General features: G+C 71.2%; 18 protein-coding genes. 6 read left to right on the top strand and 12 right to left on the bottom strand.

All coding sequences use genetic code 11. From position 1 onward, the window contains the following. Positions 1 to 59 precede the first annotated feature (59 nt). The gene (locus AB0K15_RS07845) at positions 60 to 1,856 is read left to right on the top strand and encodes a long-chain fatty acid--CoA ligase (RefSeq protein ID WP_364046889.1); all 1,797 of its coding nucleotides are present in this window, start codon (positions 60 to 62) and stop codon (positions 1,854 to 1,856) included. A gap of 130 nt (positions 1,857 to 1,986) precedes the next feature. Here AB0K15_RS07845 and AB0K15_RS07840 read toward each other — a convergent pair whose 3' ends face one another. From AB0K15_RS07840 to AB0K15_RS07830, 3 genes are all read right to left on the bottom strand, one after another. Further along, complete coding sequence (locus AB0K15_RS07840; protein WP_364046886.1) at positions 1,987 to 2,451, bottom strand: YbjQ family protein; 465 nt, start codon at positions 2,449 to 2,451, stop codon at positions 1,987 to 1,989. Positions 2,452 to 2,492: 41 nt separating this feature from the next. Further along, entirely contained in the window at positions 2,493 to 3,614 is a 1,122-nt protein-coding gene (locus tag AB0K15_RS07835; protein WP_364046883.1) for an FAD-dependent monooxygenase, read from the bottom strand. A gap of 67 nt (positions 3,615 to 3,681) precedes the next feature. Then, positions 3,682 to 4,926 (bottom strand): aminotransferase class I/II-fold pyridoxal phosphate-dependent enzyme, encoded by a 1,245-nt coding sequence (locus tag AB0K15_RS07830; protein ID WP_364046880.1) that lies wholly within the window; start codon positions 4,924 to 4,926, stop codon positions 3,682 to 3,684. A 71-nt stretch (positions 4,927 to 4,997) separates the two neighbouring features. On the opposite strand from AB0K15_RS07830, the gene AB0K15_RS07825 reads away from it, so the two are divergent. The 5 genes from AB0K15_RS07825 to AB0K15_RS07805 all read left to right on the top strand — a co-directional run bounded on the left by AB0K15_RS07825 (position 4,998) and on the right by AB0K15_RS07805 (position 9,087). Continuing rightward, positions 4,998 to 5,480: a hypothetical protein gene (locus AB0K15_RS07825; RefSeq protein WP_364046877.1), complete on the top strand. Its 483-nt coding sequence runs from the start codon at positions 4,998 to 5,000 to the stop codon at positions 5,478 to 5,480. Between the two features lie 85 nt (positions 5,481 to 5,565). Then, complete coding sequence (locus AB0K15_RS07820; RefSeq protein ID WP_364046874.1) at positions 5,566 to 5,868, top strand: hypothetical protein; 303 nt, start codon at positions 5,566 to 5,568, stop codon at positions 5,866 to 5,868. Between the two features lie 6 nt (positions 5,869 to 5,874). Beyond that, positions 5,875 to 7,068 (top strand): AAA family ATPase, encoded by a 1,194-nt coding sequence (locus AB0K15_RS07815; protein WP_364046871.1) that lies wholly within the window; start codon positions 5,875 to 5,877, stop codon positions 7,066 to 7,068. After that, a complete protein-coding gene (locus AB0K15_RS07810) occupies positions 7,068 to 7,913 on the top strand; it encodes a hypothetical protein (protein ID WP_364046868.1) in 846 nt (281 codons plus the stop codon). Before AB0K15_RS07815 ends, AB0K15_RS07810 begins: the two co-directional genes overlap by 1 nt. A gap of 49 nt (positions 7,914 to 7,962) precedes the next feature. Then, entirely contained in the window at positions 7,963 to 9,087 is a 1,125-nt protein-coding gene (locus tag AB0K15_RS07805) for an SGNH/GDSL hydrolase family protein (protein ID WP_364047947.1), read from the top strand. On the opposite strand, the gene AB0K15_RS07800 is transcribed toward AB0K15_RS07805, so the two are convergent. From AB0K15_RS07800 to AB0K15_RS07760, 9 genes are read right to left on the bottom strand one after another with little or no spacing between them, the layout of a single operon-like run. Then, positions 9,084 to 9,566, bottom strand: coding sequence for a hypothetical protein (locus AB0K15_RS07800; RefSeq protein ID WP_364046865.1), 483 nt, complete (start codon positions 9,564 to 9,566; stop codon positions 9,084 to 9,086). The genes AB0K15_RS07805 and AB0K15_RS07800 overlap by 4 nt on opposite strands. Next, complete coding sequence (locus AB0K15_RS07795; RefSeq protein WP_364046862.1) at positions 9,563 to 10,045, bottom strand: hypothetical protein; 483 nt, start codon at positions 10,043 to 10,045, stop codon at positions 9,563 to 9,565. The genes AB0K15_RS07800 and AB0K15_RS07795 overlap by 4 nt, the downstream gene beginning before the upstream one ends. Further along, positions 10,045 to 11,283, bottom strand: a complete 1,239-nt coding sequence (locus AB0K15_RS07790) for an MCE family protein (RefSeq protein WP_364046859.1) — start codon at positions 11,281 to 11,283, stop codon at positions 10,045 to 10,047. The genes AB0K15_RS07795 and AB0K15_RS07790 overlap by 1 nt, the downstream gene beginning before the upstream one ends. Continuing rightward, entirely contained in the window at positions 11,280 to 12,461 is a 1,182-nt protein-coding gene (locus tag AB0K15_RS07785; protein ID WP_364046856.1) for an MCE family protein, read from the bottom strand. The genes AB0K15_RS07790 and AB0K15_RS07785 overlap by 4 nt, the downstream gene beginning before the upstream one ends. Then, complete coding sequence (locus AB0K15_RS07780) at positions 12,458 to 13,654, bottom strand: MCE family protein (RefSeq protein WP_364046853.1); 1,197 nt, start codon at positions 13,652 to 13,654, stop codon at positions 12,458 to 12,460. Before AB0K15_RS07780 ends, AB0K15_RS07785 begins: the two co-directional genes overlap by 4 nt. Beyond that, positions 13,651 to 14,682: an MCE family protein gene (locus tag AB0K15_RS07775; protein WP_364046850.1), complete on the bottom strand. Its 1,032-nt coding sequence runs from the start codon at positions 14,680 to 14,682 to the stop codon at positions 13,651 to 13,653. The genes AB0K15_RS07780 and AB0K15_RS07775 overlap by 4 nt, the downstream gene beginning before the upstream one ends. Beyond that, positions 14,679 to 15,716: an MlaD family protein gene (locus AB0K15_RS07770; protein WP_364046847.1), complete on the bottom strand. Its 1,038-nt coding sequence runs from the start codon at positions 15,714 to 15,716 to the stop codon at positions 14,679 to 14,681. Before AB0K15_RS07770 ends, AB0K15_RS07775 begins: the two co-directional genes overlap by 4 nt. Beyond that, positions 15,713 to 17,098, bottom strand: a complete 1,386-nt coding sequence (locus tag AB0K15_RS07765; RefSeq protein WP_364046844.1) for an MCE family protein — start codon at positions 17,096 to 17,098, stop codon at positions 15,713 to 15,715. Before AB0K15_RS07765 ends, AB0K15_RS07770 begins: the two co-directional genes overlap by 4 nt. Further along, a complete protein-coding gene (locus tag AB0K15_RS07760) occupies positions 17,095 to 17,955 on the bottom strand; it encodes an ABC transporter permease (RefSeq protein ID WP_220238142.1) in 861 nt (286 codons plus the stop codon). Before AB0K15_RS07760 ends, AB0K15_RS07765 begins: the two co-directional genes overlap by 4 nt.

The following is a 17,955-nucleotide window of genomic DNA, read 5'->3' as shown; positions in this document are numbered from 1 at the left end:
CTACGGCAAGCTAAGTTGACCGGCGGGTAACCCCGCACGCGTCGAACACGGAGGTCCACGTGCGCGAATACAGCGCCCCCGCCGGGAAGCCGGTGACCGACGACGAGAACCTGGCCGACGTCGTCTGGGCGAACGCCGAGCGGTTCTCCGACGTCGTGAGCTTCCGCCGGCAGGTCGAGGGCACCTGGCTGGACGTGACGGCCAAGGACTTCGCCGACCAGGTCGCGGCCGTCGCGAAGGGCCTGATCGCCGCCGGCGTCGGCCACGGCGACCGCGTCGCGCTGATGTCGAAGACCCGCTACGAGTGGACGCTGATCGACTTCGCGATCTGGGCCGCGGGCGCCGTCACCGTGCCGATCTACGAGACGTCCTCACCCGAGCAGGTGCATTGGATCCTGTCCGACTCGGCCGCCAAGGCCGTGCTGGTCGAGACCGGCACGCACCGCGAGGCCGTGGACGCGATCCGCGACCGGCTCACCACGCTGCAGCACACCTGGCAGATCGAAGGCGCCTCCCCCGCGGTCGACGAGCTGACCGCGCTCGGCGCCGAAGTCGCCGACGACGACCTGCACGCGCGCCGCCGCGAGGTCGGCGCGGGCGAGCTGGCCACGATCGTCTACACCTCGGGCACCACCGGCCGGCCCAAGGGCGTCGAGCTGACGCACCGCAACCTGCTGGCCGAGATCCGCGCCGACATCGAGGCGTTCCCCGAGCTCATGGAGCAGGGCAACTCGCTGCTGTGCTTCCTGCCGCTGGCCCACATCCTGGCCCGCGCGATCGCCGTGACCGCGCTGTCGGCCCGCGTGACGCTGGGCCACACGCCGGACGTGAAGAACCTCGTCGCCGACCTCGGCACGTTCCGGCCGACGTTCGTGGTCGCCGTCCCCCGCGTGTTCGAGAAGGTCTACAACTCGGCCAAGCAGAAGGCCCACAGCGAGGGCAAGGGCAAGATCTTCGACGCGGCCGAGGCCACCGCGGTCGACTACAGCCACGCCGTGGACAAGGGCAGCGTCGCGTTCGGCCTGCGCGCCAAGCACCTGGTGTTCGACAAGCTCGTGTACAGCAAGCTGCGCGCGGCGCTGGGCGGCCGCTGCGTCGCCGCGGTCTCGGGCGGCGCCCCGCTCGGCGAGCGGCTGGCCCACTTCTTCCGCGGCATCGGCGTGCCGGTGTTCGAGGGTTACGGCCTCACCGAGACCTCGGCCGCGGCGGCCGTGAGCACCAAGACGGCGTTCCGCGTCGGCACGGTCGGCAAGCCCGTGGCGGGCACCTCGGTGCGCATCGCCGAGGACGGCGAGATCCTGCTCAAGGGCAACGTCGTGTTCGGCGCGTACTACAACAACGCCGCCGCCACCGCCGAGTCGCTCACCGACGGCTGGTTCCACACCGGCGACCTGGGCGAGCTGGACGGCGAAGGCTTCCTCAAGATCACCGGCCGCAAGAAGGAGATCATCGTGACGGCCGGCGGCAAGAACGTCGCGCCGTCGGGGCTCGAGGACACGATGAAGGCCTCGCCGCTGATCAGCCAGGCCATGGTGGTCGGCGACCAGCGCCCGTTCATCGCCGCGCTGGTCACCATCGACGAGGAGTTCTTCCCCTCCTGGAAGACCCAGCACGGCAAGCCCGCGCAGGCCACGGTCTCCGACCTGGCGGCCGACGCCGACCTGCTCAAGGAGATCCAGAGCGCGGTCGACGAGGCCAACAAGCAGGTCTCCCACGCCGAGGCGATCAAGAAGTTCACCGTGCTGGCCAAAGACTTCACCGAGGCGAGCGGCGAGATCACGCCCTCGCTGAAGCTCAAGCGCAACGTGGTGAACAAGAACTACGCGTCCGACATCGAGGCGCTCTACAAGCGGTGACATGCCCCCGGCTCCGCCGGGGCGTGCGAGATCGCCTTTGAGCCGGCTTCCGGATTGTGCGGTCGGATCGGCCGGGGGCCGATCGCACCGCACAATCCGGAAGCCGGCGCGATCTCGCTCTGTGGCTTGGTCAGTTCTGGGGGAAACCCTGCTGCTGCTGTTGCTGCTGGTACTGGGGCTGACCCTGCGGCTGCTGGTGCTGGACCTGCTGGCCCTGCTGCTGGCCGGGCTGCTGCGGCGCGCCTTCGGGGACCACGTACACGGCCGTGCCGTACGCGGCGATCTCGCTGGCCGTCTGGGCGATCTCGTTGCAGTCGAAGCGCAGCGCGAGCACGGCGTTGGCCCCGTGCGCCATGGCTTCCTGCGAAAGACGGCCCAGCGCCTCGTAGCGCGAGTCGGACAGCAGCTTCGACAGGCCCTTGAGCTCACCGCCCGCCATGGCCTTGAAGCCGGCACCGAGGTTGGAGAACATGTTGCGGCTGCGGACGGTGAGGCCGAAAACCTCGCCGAACACGCGAACCACGCGGTAACCGGGCAGATCGTTCATCGTGGACAGCATGATCGGGAACTGCATGGGGGGTGCGGGTTGGGTCATGCGCCGGATCGTAGCCACCGGCGGCGCCGCGCAAGCGCGAATCAGCCTGTGATTCGCCCGTTCCAGTCGATGTGGTGGTGGTACAGCCAGCCGCGCTCCTCGCCGACGTCCTGGCCCGCGCTGGCCGCCACCAGCTTTTCCACCCGGGTGCGCCGCAGCCTCTCGTAGGCAGCGAACGCGGCAGGCGCGTCCGGCAGGTCGCGCAGGCACAGGGCGAGCACCACGCTGTCCTCCAGCGCCATCGACGCACCCTGCCCGGCGGCCGGCGACGCCGCGTGGGCCGCGTCGCCGACGAGGACCATGGTGCCGGTGGACCAGACCCGGGTGGTGGGCACGTCGTAGGAGTGGCCGCCGAAGACGTCGTCGCCCGTCGCGGCCACGATGTCCGCGCACGGCAGCGGGTCGCCGTCGAAGGCCGCGTGGGCGAACTCGCGCCAGCCGGCCGGCGTGACGGCGGCGATCTCGTCGCGCGGACGCTCGGTGTCGGGGATGCGGGCGAACCAGAAGGTCGCGCCGTCGGGCGCGGTGGTGAACCCGAAGGCGGCGCGAGTGCCGCGGATCATGCGGTAGATGCCGGGCGCGGCCGGCAGGCCCCCGGCGCGCGTGTAGCCGTAGACCACGGTGAGGCCGGTGAAACGCGGGCGGTCGGCGGCCGGGTCGATGAGGGTGCGGACCTCGGAGCGCACGCCGTCGGCGCCCACGAGCACGTCGCCGGTCGCGGTGGACCCGTCGGCGAACGTGGCGACGACGCCGGAGGCGCCGGTTTCGGCGGAGACCGGTTCGGCGGAGACGAGGCGGCGGCCGTGCTCGACGGTGATCCCGCGGCGGCCGGCTTCCTCCTGCAGGGCACGGTAGAACGCGGCGCGGGTGAGCGTGCGCGGCCCGGCGAGCGCACCGGTGTCGAACTCGCGGGCGCCCCTCGTCGTGCCGTCCGGCCCGACCAGCTCGACGCCGAGGGCGGCGAAGGACACGTCGTTCACGGGGCCGTCGGCGCCGATCGCCTTCAGCGCGTCCATGCCGTTGTGCATCACGGTGAGGAACGCACCGGCGTCGGCCCCTCCGGAGGGATGGGCCTCGAAGACCACGGGCTCGTGGCCGGCGCGCTGCAGCGCCATCGCCGTGACCGTGCCCGCGACGCCACCGCCGGCGATGAGAACGCGCATCGAAATCCCCCCAGTGCCCGAGTCCGTGCCACCGCCGACCGTACCGGCCGGCGGTGGCACGGGCGGCTCAGGCGGTCTGGGCTACGGCGAGGCGCAGGCAGACGACGAGCGCGCGCACGGCTTCCTCGACCTCTTCGAGCACGGGGAAGGTCGGCGCGATGCGGATGGTCGCGTCCTTCGGGTCGTGGCCGTAGGGGTGTGTGGCCCCGGCGGGCGTCAGCGCGACGCCGGCCTCCTTGGCCAGGCGCACGATCTCCTTGGCAGTGCCCTCGGGCACGGTCAGCGAGATGAAGTACCCGCCGGTCGGCTTGGTCCAGGTGGCCAGGCCCGAGCCGCCCAGCTCCTCGGTGAGGATGCGGTCGACGGCCGCGAACTTCGGCGCGATGATCTCCGCGTGCTTGCGCATGTGGGCACGCACGCCGTCGGCGTCCTTGAGGAACATCGCGTGGCGCAGCTGGTTGACCTTGTCCGGGCCGATCGTGCGCTTGGCGAGCACACCCGACCACCACGCGATGTTGGCCGCCGAAGAGCCGAAGAACCCGACGCCGGCACCGGCGAGCGTGATCTTCGAGGTGGAGCCGAACACGAACGCGCGGTCGGCGTTGCCGGCCTCGGCGCACAGCGCCAGGATGTCGGCGACCTCGACCTCGGTGTCCGTGAGGTGGTGCACGGCGTAGGCGTTGTCCCAGAAGACGCGGAAGTCCGGCGCGGCCGTGGGCATCGCGGCCAGGCGGCGGGCGACCTCGTCGGAGAAGGTGACGCCGGTCGGGTTCGAGTACTTGGGCACGCACCAGATGCCCTTGATGCCGGCGTCCTCGGCCACGAGGCGCTCGACCACGTCCATGTCCGGGCCCTCGTCGGTCATCGGGACCTGGATCAGCTCGATGCCGAAGCGCTCGGCGAGCGCGAAGTGGCGGTCGTAGCCCGGCACCGGGCACAGCATCGCGATGCGCGGCTCGTCGGCCCAGCGGCGCTCGCCGCCCGGCAGGGTGCTCAGCAGCGCCTGCACCACGGTGTCGTGCATGAGCTCGAGGCTCGAGTTGCCGGCCGCGAGCAGCTGGTCGACGGGGACCTGCAGCGCACCGGCGAAGATCCGGCGCAGCTCGGTCAGGCCCTTGAGGCCGCCGTAGTTGCGCGTGTCGGTGCCGTCTTCGGCCTTGTACTCGCCGTTGGGCAGCGTGAGCAGGTCCGCGGAGAGGTCGAGCTGCCGGGGGGACGGCTTGCCGCGGGTGATGTCCAGGGAGAGGCCGCGCTCGACGAGCGCCGCGTAGTCGCGACGGGCGGTGTCGACGTCGACGGGAGCAGTGGTCATGGGCTCAACGCTAAACCGCGCGTCGATACCATTTCGGGTGACCCCCTGTCCAGGGTCTACCGTGGGGTCTCGTGCGTCTCGTGGTCCATGCCGATCAGCGTCAGTTCTCGTTGCGGGACAACACCGCCTGGGTCCCCGGCGACGGCGGGTGGTCCGACGAGGCGGTGACCTCGCACCGGATCGCGGTGGAGCCGTCGTCGCTCGCGGTCGCCACCGCGCGCTCCGACCTGGTCGAGGTGGACGTCGCCGTGCACCCCGCCGCACCGGCCGTCCTGGCCGATGCCGAGCACGTGGTGGAAGCCGACCTCGCCGTGCCGGGCGGGAACGTGACGCTCGCGGGTCCGGCCGACTACCCGGGCCAGGAGCACGTGCTGGAGCTCACGCCCGGCCGCTACCGCGTGCGCGTGTCCTATGTGGAGAGTGGGCCGCCCGCCGTGACGTGGAACGAGCACGAGTACGGCGAGCACTACCGCTACGTCGTGGACCTGTGGCCGGCTGCCGGGCCGGCGCCCGTCACCGTGGTGCGCGGGGGCGCCGCGGTCTGGGACGGCTGAACGGCCGGAAGCGGCCACCCGGGACCCCTCCCGCTCCTGCGCTCTTACCGTCTCCGCAGAGCGACGCGGAAAGCGGGGAGAGGCAGTGCGGGACAGCCAGAGAGCCGAGATCGTCCAGATCTCCGAGGCGGTGGCGCGGTCGATGTTCAGCCAGGCCGCGATGTACTGGGGCATCGACCGCGAGGTGCACGCGCGCCTGCCCGACACGATCCGCCGCCACGCCGAGGGCCTGCTGCCCTCGCTCGCGCAGGCCGCGGTCGCCGACGCGACGCCGGACCTGGCCGAGGCCCAGACGTCGGTGGAGCTCGCGCTGCGGGACACGCTGCGCGCGTCGGCGGCCGAAGCCGTGGAGACCACGTCGGCGCGGCTGCTGCCGGAGCTGGCCTAACGCGCGGTGCGGGCGGCGACGCCCGACGTCGAGTCCCTGCGCGCGAAGCTGGTGTCGACGGCCACGCCGGAGGTGGCCGAAGCCCTGCGCGAGCACACCGCCAAGACCGTGGCCGGGGCCGTGGCACAGGCCACCGCCGAGGTGCGGTCCACGCTCGCCGGGCAGCTCGAGCGCACGGTGCTGCCGGACCTCGCCCGCGAGGCCATCGCGAAGGCGGCGCCCGATCGCGAAGAGCTGCGCGAGCACCTGCTGCACGAAGCGACGGCCGCGCTGTCCGGCAAGATCGAGAAGGCCGTGGCGGAGGTGGCGCGGCAGGCCAGACCCGACCTCGTCGAGCGCGTGTGGGCCGTGGCGCTGGCGCGCGTCCGCTCGGCCGTGCAGGCGGCGGCCGAGAAGGAGCTCGCCCGCTACTCGCCGACCGTGGTGTCGGTGGTGCTGCCGCAGGACAAGCCGATCGAGCTGGCCGAGGACACCCACTCCGTGCTGCCGGAGGTGCTGGTCGCGCTGCACGCGCGCTGCCACGTGCTGCTCGTCGGTCCGGCCGGCACGGGCAAGTCGATGCCGGCCAAGCACGCGGCGCAGGCGCTGGGGCTGCAGTTCCAGGCGCTGTCGCTCGGCCCGACCACGCCGATGAGCAAGGTGTTCGGCTACTACGACGCCAACGGCCAGTACCACGACACGCCGTTCCGGCGCGCCTTCGAGCACGGCGGGGTGATGCTGCTCGACGAGCTCGACAACGGCCACCCCGGCCTGCTGGCCGAGCTCAACCAGGCGCTCGCGCTGGGCGTGTGCGCCTTCGCCGACCGCATGGTCACCGCGCACGCCGACTTCCGGCTCGTGGCCACCGGCAACACCTACGGCACCGGCGGCGACCGCCAGTACGTCGGCCGCCAGACGCTCGACTCGGCCACGCTGGACCGGTTCGTGGTCCTCGACGTGCCCATCGACGAGGGGCTGGAGGAAGGCGTCGCGCTGCGGCACGCGCCTTCGCACCCGGAGGCGGTGGAGGAGCTGGTGGCGTCGATCCGCGAGCTGCGCGCGACGGCGCTGGCCAAGACGCTCCCGGTGATCCTCTCGCCGCGCGCCGGCATCGACGGCGCGAAGCTGCTGGAAGCCGGCGCGACCGTGGAGCAGGTCAGGCAGTGGCGCGTGATCCGCGGGCTGTCCGACGCCCACCGCGCGGCACTCGGGCTGGGCTGATGCTGCCCGTTTCGCTGCCCCCGACGCTGTCGTGGCACGAGTTCGTCGAGAGCGCGACCGCGCACCCCACGATCGGCGCGCCGGGCAGCCGGGAGACCGGCACCGACTGGCCGGGCGCGACGTGGGAGGAGGCGCTGCGGCTGGCCGTCGACGGCTGGCCGGTCGCCCTGGAGGATGCCGGCATCACCGTCGACGAGCTGCGCGCCGGCGCGGGCCTCGGCCACCGGGTGACCGAGCTGGAACCGTCGTGGGACGTCACCGGCAGCGAGGTCGACATCGGCGCCGACCTGTCCGGGGTGCCCGAGTGCATGGTCGACGCCCTGCCCCGCCAGGTCTCCCGCCGCGGCAAGGTCGTCACCTTCCTCATCCCGGCCGCCTACTCCCACCGCATCGCCCACCAGGTGATCATCAACCGCGGCCAGGCGCTGGTGACCCTGTGCGCGGCGATCATCGACGCGGGCCACAGCGTCGAGATCTGGTCCGGCTTCACCGGGACGTTCACCTTTGCCCGCAAGAAGCGGCGCACGCACGCGGTCGCCCGCGTGATCTCGGCCGGAGAGCCGCTCGACATCGGCCGCCTGATCTTCGGCGTCGCCCACCCGGCGATGCTGCGCCGCCTCTGGTTCGGCGTCTGGGACGCGCAACCGGCGTCGGTCGCGCAGACCATCAACGACCACAACTTCGGCATCGCCTGCGACTGCCGGCCCGACGACCTGCCGGCCGAGGTGACGGATCCGTATGTGTTCCCCTACCTCACCGAGCAGGACCGCCAGTGGGACGACCTGCCGGCGGCGCTGGACTGGGCGAAGGGGCTGTTCGGGGAGCCGGGGTTGATCCAGCGCTGAAAACACCGTGCGCGGCTCGGCGCCGGCGGCCAGACTGGGGCGCGTGCACATGATCGACTTGCCCGATACGGTCCGCGGCGCCCTGGAGCTCGAGCACACCGAGCGTGGCCTGGTGCCGCACCGGTTGCCCGTGTGGGCTCGCGCGCGAGGGGACGCGCAGCTGGCCATGGTGGAGGCGCAGCCCTCCGGGGTGCGCCTGGTGTTCCGGACCGCCGCGACCGTGGTGGAGCTGGACGCGCTGCGCACCAAGGTGTCCTACGTCGCCGCGGCGCCGCGGCCCGACGGGGTGTACGAGCTGTTCGTGGACGGCGCTCCCGTCGGCGCGGGAACCGTGGGCGGCGGGGACGAGCTCCTCGTCGACATGACGACCGGCGGCACCGAGGTGCGGCGCGGCGAGCCGGGCACGGTCCGGTTCGCCGGCCTGCCCGCGCGGACCAAGGACGTCGAGATCTGGTTGCCGCACAACGAACTCACCACGCTCGTCGCGCTCCGGGCCGACGCGCCGGCCGGCGCGCCGAGCCCGGACGGCCGCCGGCGGTGGCTGCACCACGGCAGCTCCATCAGCCAGGGCTCGGGCGCGGACGGCCCCACCACGACGTGGCCGGCGGTGGCCGCGAGGCACGCGGGCGTGGAGCTGACCAACCTGGGCTTCGGCGGCAGTGCGCTGCTGGACCCGTTCATCGCGCAGGTCATGCGCGACACCCCGGCCGACGTCATCAGCGTGAAGCTCGGCATCAACCTCGTCAACGCCGACCTCATGCGGCTGCGCGCGTTCGGCCCCGCCGTGCACGGGTTCCTGGACACGATCCGCGCCGGCCACCCCGCCACGCCCTTGCTGGTCGTGTCGCCGCTCCTGTGCCCGATCCACGAGGACACCCCCGGCCCCGGCGCCCCCGTCTTCGAAGCCGACGGCGTCGTCCGCTTCCGCGCGACCGGCGAACCGGGCCCCGGCAAGCTCACGCTGAAGGTCATCCGGGACGAACTCACGCGGATCGTCGCGCAGCGCGGCGACGACCCGAACCTGCACCTCCTCGACGGCCTGACCCTCTACGGCGAGGAGGACTTCGCGGAGCTGCCCCTGCCCGACGCTTTGCACCCGGGCGCCGAGACCCACCTGCGGGTCGGTGAACGCTTCGCGCGGCTGGTGTTCGGTGCGGGTGGTGCGTTCGGTTAGAGCGGGTCGAGGCCCGTGATCTTCCACGACCCGTCCACGCGGTGGGCGGTCACGGCCAGCTGGCCGACCGAGGACTGCGGTGCTCCCCCGCCGGGCAGGATCGTTTGCTGGTCCAGGAAAAGCAGCAGGGTCGCGTCGTCGCCCTGGAGGGTGCGGACGCCGGCCGAGCGGACGGTGGTCGTGCGGATGAGCTTGCCGTCGGTCGCGTGCTTGCTCGCGGTGGCGAACTGGGCGTGGTACTGGCCGACGGCGGGGCCGCTGAGCACGGAGGCGGCGGCGCGTGTGGTGCGGTCGAGGTCGGCGTAGTCGTAGGAGAACAGCGCCTTCACGGCCGCGCTCACCTGGTCGCGCACCTGGGTGGTGGTGGCCTGGTCGACCAACGTGTCGTCGTCACGGGGGTGCAGCGCCGAAGCCTGCACGGCGAACCAGACCGCGCACGCGAGCGCCACCACGGTCACGGCGATCGACCAGCGTTTCACGAGCCCACCGCCTGGACGCCGCCGACCTTCCACGTGTCGCCGTCCCGCGCGAAGTCCACGGTCAGCCGCGCCTGTTTCGGCACCGGTGCGCCGCCGCCCGTGCTCACGCGCACGTCGAGCACGGCGATGACGCGGGCCGTGCCCGCGGCCGGGTCGAGGTCGGTCACGGCCGCCTGCCGGAGCGAGGCCGTCGACACCGTCTTGGTGCTCGTCGCGCGGTCGAGCTGCAGCTGCCGGTCACCGGCGAGGGTCGCGCCGTACTGGCCGGTGGTGGCGCCGATCCAGCGGTCCACGTCGGCGCCGCCGGCGTGGTAGTCGATCGTGTTGAGCGCCACCAGTTCCGTGCTGGCCGCGGCCAGTACGGCGTCACGGTCGCGGCCGCGCGCCAATGCGTCGTCGTGGGCCGCGTGCCACCACGACCAACCGAACCAGGCGGCCGCGAGGACGGCGAGCGCCGGCACGAGCAGAAGCGCCTTCATCACGAGCCGCCCAGCAGCGCCCCGAGGCCGCCGGCCGGCGGCGTGAGCAGACCGAGCAGGCCGGGCAGCTGATTCGCGTCCGGAGTGGTGGACGGCACCGATTCCTTCGGTGCGGCCGGGATCGCGGGCGGCTTCCCCGCGTACGGCGCGTTCTGCGCACCACGGACCTCGACGGGGCTGCCCGGCGGCTCGGCGCAGTAGGCGTTCACGTTCACCGGCGCTTCGGTGGTGTCACTGGCCGGACGCTGTTTCGTGCCCTCGTAGCCCTTCGTGCACGACGCCGGGTCGAAGAAGTTGAACACCACACCGAGGTGCCCGGTGCCGTCCGGCGACGTCGAGGGCGAGAACGCCGAGATCACCGGGTAGGCGACCAGCAGCTCCTCGATCGCGTCGGTGCGCGCGGAGGTGATCTGGGCGGTGGTCAGCGAGTTCGCGAAGATCACGCCGAGATCGGTGCCCGAGGTGGCGAGCACGTCGCTGATCTGGCGGCTCAGCTGGGGCGCCTGGTCGATCACCGTGCGCAGGTCGGGATCCGACGACTTGAGCTGCGCCGCGATCGTCTTCAGCCCGCCGGCGAAGTCGGTGATGTTCTGCGCCTGGCGCTCCTGCGTGGCGAACACCGTGCGCGAGTTGGCCAGCAGCCCGCGCGTCTGCGGGATGTACTGCGCGGCCTTCGCGGTGAGCGAACCCGTGCTGTCCAACAGCTTCTGCAGCTGCGGACCCGTGCCGGCGAACGCGTCGTAGGTCTCGTCGACCACGGTCTTGAGCGAGTCCGGGTGCACGCTCGCCACGAGATCGTCCAGGTGCGACAGCACGGAGTCCGGCGACGCGGGCAGCGACGTCCGGTCCTGCGTGATCACGGAGCCGTCGTGCAGGTACGGGCCCGTCTCGCGGTCGGGCAGCAGGTCCACGAACTGCTCCCCCACCGCCGAGCGGTTGGCCACCTGGGCGTGGAGGTCGTCGGGGATGTCCGGGCCGCCGGAGTCGAGGTCGAGGTGCACGTCGAGGCCGTGGCCGGTGAGCGTCATCGCCGAAACACGCCCGACGGTCACCCCGCGGTAGGCGACCTCGGAGTTGACGAAGATGCCGCCGGAATCGGCCAGCTGCAAGGTCACCTGGTAGCCGCGGGAGCCGAACAGCCGGTCGAGGCCCGCGTACTTGCCGCCCGCGTACGCCACCGACACCACGGCGATCACCACGAACGCGATGAGCTGGATCCGCGTCTTGCGCGAGGTCATCCCGCACCTCCCCCGAGCAAGCCACCCAGGAGACCGCCGAGCAGCCCGCCGGGCCCGGCCTGGTTCTTCGCCGGCGGCGCGGTGGTCGGCAACGGAAGGGGCAGCGCCGGAGTGGCCGCACCCGCGCCCGGCTGCGAAGTGAGCCCGGAGATCTGGATCGGCGGCTGCGAGGAGTTCGTGAAGTTCTGCAGCAGCTTGTCGAGATCGAGGTTCACGGTCGCGTCGACGTTGGCGTAGTCGCCCTTGATCGTGTTGCCGGCGTAGTCCGGGAACGGGTAGGTGAGCAGGATCTGCAGTGCGTTCGGCAGGTCCTGGCCCGCCTCGCCGAGCTTCTCCAACGTCGGCTGCAGCGCCTTGAGGTTCGCCACGAGCTGGTCACGGCTGCGGTTCACCGTGTCCACCGCGACGCCCGAAAGCTTGTTGAGCGCGTTCAGCATCCCCACGAGCTGGTCGCGCTGATCGGCCACGACCTTCAGGCCGGGCGCCAGGTTGTCCAGCGCGGTCTTGATGTTCTGCTGCTGCCCGGCGAGGGTGTGCGACAGCTTGTCCAGCCCGTCGATCGCGCGCAGGATCTCGCCCTTGTGCGAGTCGAGCTGCGTCGCGAGATCGTCCACTCGCGACAGCAGCGCGCGCATCTCGGGTTCGTTGCCGGACAACGCGTCGTTCAGCTCGTGGCTGATGTCCTGGAGCTGGCCGAGACCACCGCCGTTGAGCAGCAGGGAGAGCGCGCCGAGCACTTCCTCGACCTCGGGGTTGCGGTTGGTGCGCCCGAGCGGGATCTGCGCGCCGTCGGCGAGGTGACCGACGGGCTTTTCGGCGGTCGGCCGGCCCAGCTCCACGAACTTCTCCCCCAGCAGACTCGACTGCCGCAGCTCGGCTCGCGCGTTGGCGGGCAGCTGCACGTCGCCGTTGACCGTCATGGCGACGAGGGCCGAGCGGGTGTCGGGCGTGAGGGTGATCTTGTCGACCCGGCCCACGGCCACGTCGTCGACCTTCACGCTCGCCTGCGGCACGAGGTCGAGCACGTCGGTGAACAGCGCCGTCACGTGGTACGGGTGGTCGCCCAGGTCCGGCCCGCCCGGCAGCGGCGTGGAGTACAGGCCGTTGAACCCGCCGTCGCTGCACCCGGCGAGCACGAGCACGCCGGCGAGCACCCCGGCCAGGCGCCGCCGCTTCACTTGCCACCGCCGGAAAGCTGCGTCATCACGTCCACGAGCGGAAGCGGCAACGGGGGCAGCTGGCCGTTCTGCAGCGAGTTGAGCACCTGCGGCACGGTCGGCAGCTGGAGCGCGCCGTCGAGGACCGGCGCGAGCTGCTTGCAGATGTCGGTCAACGTGGTGGGCACGCCCTTCGGGGTCCCCGCGGCGAGGATCCGGCAGACGGTGAGGATGGGCGGGTTGGTGATCTCATTGAGGTTGTCGCGCACGGCGATGGTGCCCGACGCGGCGTCGTAGGAGTTGATGAAGTTCGTGGCGCCGGTGGGCGCGATGTCGAGCACCTCGGCGAGCGCCGCGCGCTGGTCCACGAGCACACCGGTGAGGGACGCCAGTTTATCCACATTGGACTCCAGCCCGGCCTTGTTGTCGGCCACGAACTGTTTCACGTCACCGAGCGAGGAGGCCAGGGAGTTGAGCGCGGCTCCGACGTCGGCCGAGTCGTCGGCGAGGAACCCGCTGACGTCGGCCACGCGTTGGTAGAACTCGTTGAGCTGGCTGTCACTCCGGGCGAGGGCATCGGTGAACGAGTCGAGGTTCTGGACGGTGGCGAACAGGTCGTCCTTGGAGTCGTCGAGCGTGCCCGCGAGGTCGGCGAGGCGGCCGACGGTGGAGTTGAGGTCGGCGCCGTTGCCCTTGAGGTTGGCGGCCGCGGTGTCGAGAACGTCGGACAGGGCGCCGTTCTTGTTGGCACCGTCGGGGCCGAGGGCGGTGGAGAGCTTGTCGAGGCTCGCGTAGAGGTCGTCGAGCTCCACGGGCGTGGCCGTCTTGTCGCGGGCGAGCACGGTGCCGCTCGCGAGTGTCGGACCGCTGTCGTAGGCCGGGGTGAGCTGCACGTAGCGGTCGCTGACGAGGCTCGGGGCGACCACGACGGCACCGACGTTCACGGGGATCGGCACGTCGTCGTTCACCCGCATGTCCACGCGCACGGCCTGCCCGTCCGGCGTCACGGCGGTGACCTCGCCGACGGGAACGCCCAGCACCCGCACCGAAGACCCGGCGTAGAGGCCGACGGTCTTGCCGAAGTAGGCCGACAGCGTGGTGCCGCTGCTCGTGCGGAACACCAGCCAGAGCCCGGCCGTGAGCAGCAGCGCGGCCACGCACGCGAAACCCAGCCAGGTCACCAAGTTCCGCTGCGTCTTCGTTTCGATCGTCACCGTCCGCCCACCCCCTGGTTCGGCGCCGCGATGGGCGGGGTGCAGCCCTCGGGGTTGATCGACAGCCCGCCCGCGGTGATCGTCGGCGGCAGCAGTCCGCACAGGTAGCCCTCGAACCACCGGCCGTTGCCCGTCGCGTTGGCGCCGACGCGCGCGAACGGCGCCATCAGCGCCAGGCCGCGGTCGAGGTTGCCCTGGTTGCGCTGCAGCACGTCGGTCACCTTCCCCAGCGCGTCGAGCGTCGGCTTCAGCTGCGCCCGGTTGTCGGCGACGAGCCCGGAGAGCTGCTGCGAGATCTGCTGCGTGCCCTTGAGCAGCGCGCTGATCTGGTCACGGCGGTTCTGCAGCTCGGTCAGCAGCAGGTTGCCGTCGCTGATCACCTGCTGCAGCTGGGTGTTGCGGTCCGAGAGCGTCTTGGAGATGGTGCTCGTGTTGGCCAGCAGCGTGTGCAGGTCGTCGTCGCGCGAGGACACCGTCTTCGACAGCGCGGACAGGCCCGAGAGCGTGTCCTTCAGGTACTGCGGGCTGTCCTTGAGCGAATCCGAGAGCGCGGTGAAGCTGTCCGCGAGCTGCTTGGTGTCGATGTCGCCGACGGTCGTGGAGAGCTGGTCGAACGCGTCCTGCAGCTGGAACGGCGTGCGCGTGCGCTGCAGCGGGATCGTGTCGCCGGGGCTCTGCGTGCCGGCGCCCTTCGGGTCGAGCGCGAGGTACTTCTCCCCCAGCAGTGTCTTGATCTCGATCGACGCGGTGGAGGCGTCACCGACGCGCACGCCCTTCACCCGGAACTTCACCAGCACCTGCTTGTGGGCCAGCTCCACCGACGTCACCTGGCCCACCTTCACCCCGGCGACCTCCACCTCGTTGTCCGGCGCGAGCCCCGCGGCTTCGCCGAAGTACGCCGAGTACGTGGTGCCGTTGCCGAACATCGGGATGCTGTCGGAGAAGTAGGCCACGGCGGTCACGAGCAGGATGAGCACGAGTGTCACCCCGCCGACGGCCGCCTGGTTGCGTTCCTTCAGCCGCGTCACGGGCCACACCTCGGCGCGCGCTGCGTGGCGGGCAGCGGCACGATCGGCAACGTCACGTCCAGCGACGAAATCCCGATCGTGCCTTCGATCCCGCACAGGTAGTAGTTGAACCAGCTGCCGTAGCTCAGGGTCCGCGTGAACTTCTCCAGGTTGCCCGGCAGCACCTGCAGCAGGTGGTCGAGCAGCTGGTCGGAATCCGCGAGGTTGCCCGACAGCGTGCCGAGCTGCTTCACGTCTTCCTGCACGGCCGGGCGCGCGTCGGAGAGCAGACCCGCCGTGGTGTCGGTGAGCTCGCCCAGCGCGCCCACGGCGTCGCCGATCGGCTTGCGCTGCTCGGCCAGGCCGCTCACGAGCCGCTGCGTCTGGTCGATCAGGTCACCCAGCTGCGGGCCGCGCGAGTTCACCGTGGTCAGGACCTGGTTGAGGTTGTCGATGACCTGCCCGATCACCTGGTCCTTGCCGGCGATCGACGTCGTGATCGAGGCGGTGTGCGCGAGCAGGCTCGTGATCGTGCCGCCCTCGCCCTGGAAGACCTGGATGATCTCGGCCGAGAGCTGGTTGACCTCCTTCGGGTCCAGCGCCTGGAACAGCGGCTTGAACCCGTTGAACAACACGGTGAGGTTCAGCGCGGGTTTAGTGCGCTCGGGTGGGATCGTCGCGCCGTCGGCCAGCGTGCCGCCGCCCGTGACGTCGGTGCCGAGCGCGAGGTAGCGCTGGCCGACGAGGTTGCGGTACTTGATCGTCGCGGTCGTGAGCGCGGGCAGCTTGTACTGGGCGTCGACGGCGAAGCGCACGTCCGCGAGGTTCTGCTCGCCCTGCTGCACGTCGATCGAGTCGACCTGCCCCACCTTCACGCCGGAGATGCGCACGTCGTCGCCCGGCTGCAGGCCCGACGCGTCGGTGAACTTCGCGGCGAACCCGGCCGTGGTGCCGAAGTTCGTGTTCGCGATGGTGGCCGCGAGGATGCCGGTAAGCAGCACCGTGACGGCGGCGAAGATCAGGATCTTCACCAGCGCGGGAACGAAGGACCTCACTTGAGCTCCACCTCCGCCCCGCGGTAGAGCGGCCCGACGAGCAGGCCGGCCCAGCCCGGCACCTGGTCCGGCGTGGTGCCCATCGCGGGCGAGGCCAGCAGGGCGATCAGCTGCTCCTCGTCGGTCGAGCCGATCACCGAAGGCGCGCCGCCCGACTCCCCGCCACCGCCCGACGGACCACGGCCGGCGACGGTGTTCGACGTGATCGCCCCCGAGGTGATCTCGCCGGGCAGCGACTCGGCCGGGCTGTGCGGCGGCGGGGGTTTCGTGGAGCCGTCCTTGACCGCGCCGTCCGGCGGGTACTGCGGCCAGTACCCGGGTTTCGGCACCTGCGGGTAACAGCGGGGGCCGCGCTTGTCGTCGTACTTCGGCTCGTCGACGCCCGGCAGGTACTTGCCGCGGCTGGCGCTGAACTCGATCGTCACGCGGCTCACCTCGGGGTGGGCGGTGCCCTTGCCGAACGCCAGCTCGGCCTCCGGCACCGAAGCGGCGAGCTGCTTGAGCAGGCAGGGGTACTCGGGCGCGTACTTCGCGAGCACGTCGAGCGTCGGCTGCACGGCCGTGGTGAGCCGGATCAGGTTGTCCTTGTTGACGTCGAGGAAGCTCGTGAGGTCGGCCGACGCGGCCGAGACCGAGGCGTACACATCGGACAGTCCCTGGCGTTTCTCCACAATGGTCTGAGTCGTCGTGGTGAGGTCGGCCAACGCGTCGAGCAGGTCCGGCGCGGCCTTGTCGTAGGTGTCGGAGACGTTGGCCAGACCGGTGATGTCGGCCTTGAGGTCGGGCAGCGACGGGTTCAGCTGCCCGAGGTAGTCCGAGAGGTTCACGAGCGTCCGGCCGAGCTGCTTGCCGCGCCCGTCGAGCGCGGTCGACACGGCACTGAGGGTGCTCGAAAGCTTTTCCGGCTGCACGGCCTGCAGCAGCGGCATCACGTCGTCGAGCACCTGTTCCAGCTCGATCGCCGTGCTGCTGCGATCCTGCGGGATCACGTCGCCGGCTTCGATGTGCGCGGCGGGCTTTTCGGGCAGCTGCAACGCGACGTAGCGCTCGCCGAAGAGCGTCTTGGGCAGCAGCCGCGCCGAGACGTTGCTCGGGATCTCGTCGATCTTGTCGGGCTGCAGCGCGAGTTCCAGCTCAGCGTGGTCACCCTGTGCCGTGACCGAGCGGATCTCGCCCACGAGCAGGCCGCGCACCTTCACGTCGCCGCCGGTGCGCAGCTGGCTGCCGACGTGGTCGGTCTCCAGCTTCACGAGCGTGACCGGCGTGAAGACCTTCTTGTAGATCGCGATCGTGGTCGTGAAGAACAGGGCCGCGACGACGAGGAAGACCAGCCCCAGCACCTGGTACCGGAGCCGCTTCAGCGTTTCGCGCCGCGTGCTCATCCGGAGATCCGCACGGTCGTGTTGGCGCCCCAGATCGCGAGGCTGAGGAAGAAGTCGAGCACCGAGATCAGCACGATCGACGTGCGCACCGCGCGGCCCACCGCCACGCCGACGCCGGCCGGCCCGCCGTCGGCTGTGTAGCCGTAGTAGCAATGGGACAGGATCACGATCACGCTGAACACGATCACCTTGGCGAACGACCACAACACGTCTTCGGGGGGCAAGAACAGGGTGAAGTAGTGGTCGTAGGTGCCGGCCGACTGGCCGTAGAGCCAGATGGTGATCTGCCGCGACGCGAGGTAGGACGAGAGCAGGCCGATCGCGTACAGCGGGATCACCGCGGTGACGCCGGCGAGCACCCGCGTCGTCACGAGGTAGGGCATGCTCGGCACGGCCATCACCTCGAGCGCGTCGATCTCCTCGGAGATCCGCATCGCACCCAGCTGCGCGGTGAAGCCGCAGCCGACGGTGGCCGACAGCGCGAGCCCGGCCGAGAGCGGCGCGACCTCACGGGTGTTGAAGTAGGCCGAAATGAAGCCGGTGAGCGCGGCGGTGCCGAGCTGGTTGAGCGCGGAGTAGCCCTGCAACCCCACGATGAGCCCGGTGAACAGCGTCATGCCGATCATCACGCCGAGCGTCCCGCCGATCACCGCGAGTCCGCCCGTGCCGAAGCAGACTTCGGTGAGCAGCCGTCGGGTCTCGTGGCCGTAGCGGCGGATCGTGCGCGGCGACCACGCGAGCGCGCGGCCGTAGAACGACAGCTGGCGCCCGAGTCCTTCCAGGCTCGCGCCCGGACGCGCGATGATCTCGAGCGTCCGGTCGGACAGCGCGGGGGCCTCGATCGGTTCGGCGGTCAC

Source organism: Amycolatopsis sp. NPDC049253 (assembly GCF_040678995.1).
Taxonomy (GTDB): domain Bacteria; phylum Actinomycetota; class Actinomycetes; order Mycobacteriales; family Pseudonocardiaceae; genus Amycolatopsis.
The sequence above is the reverse complement of the archived record's forward strand: the minus strand, read 5'-3'. Positions and strand labels throughout refer to the sequence as shown.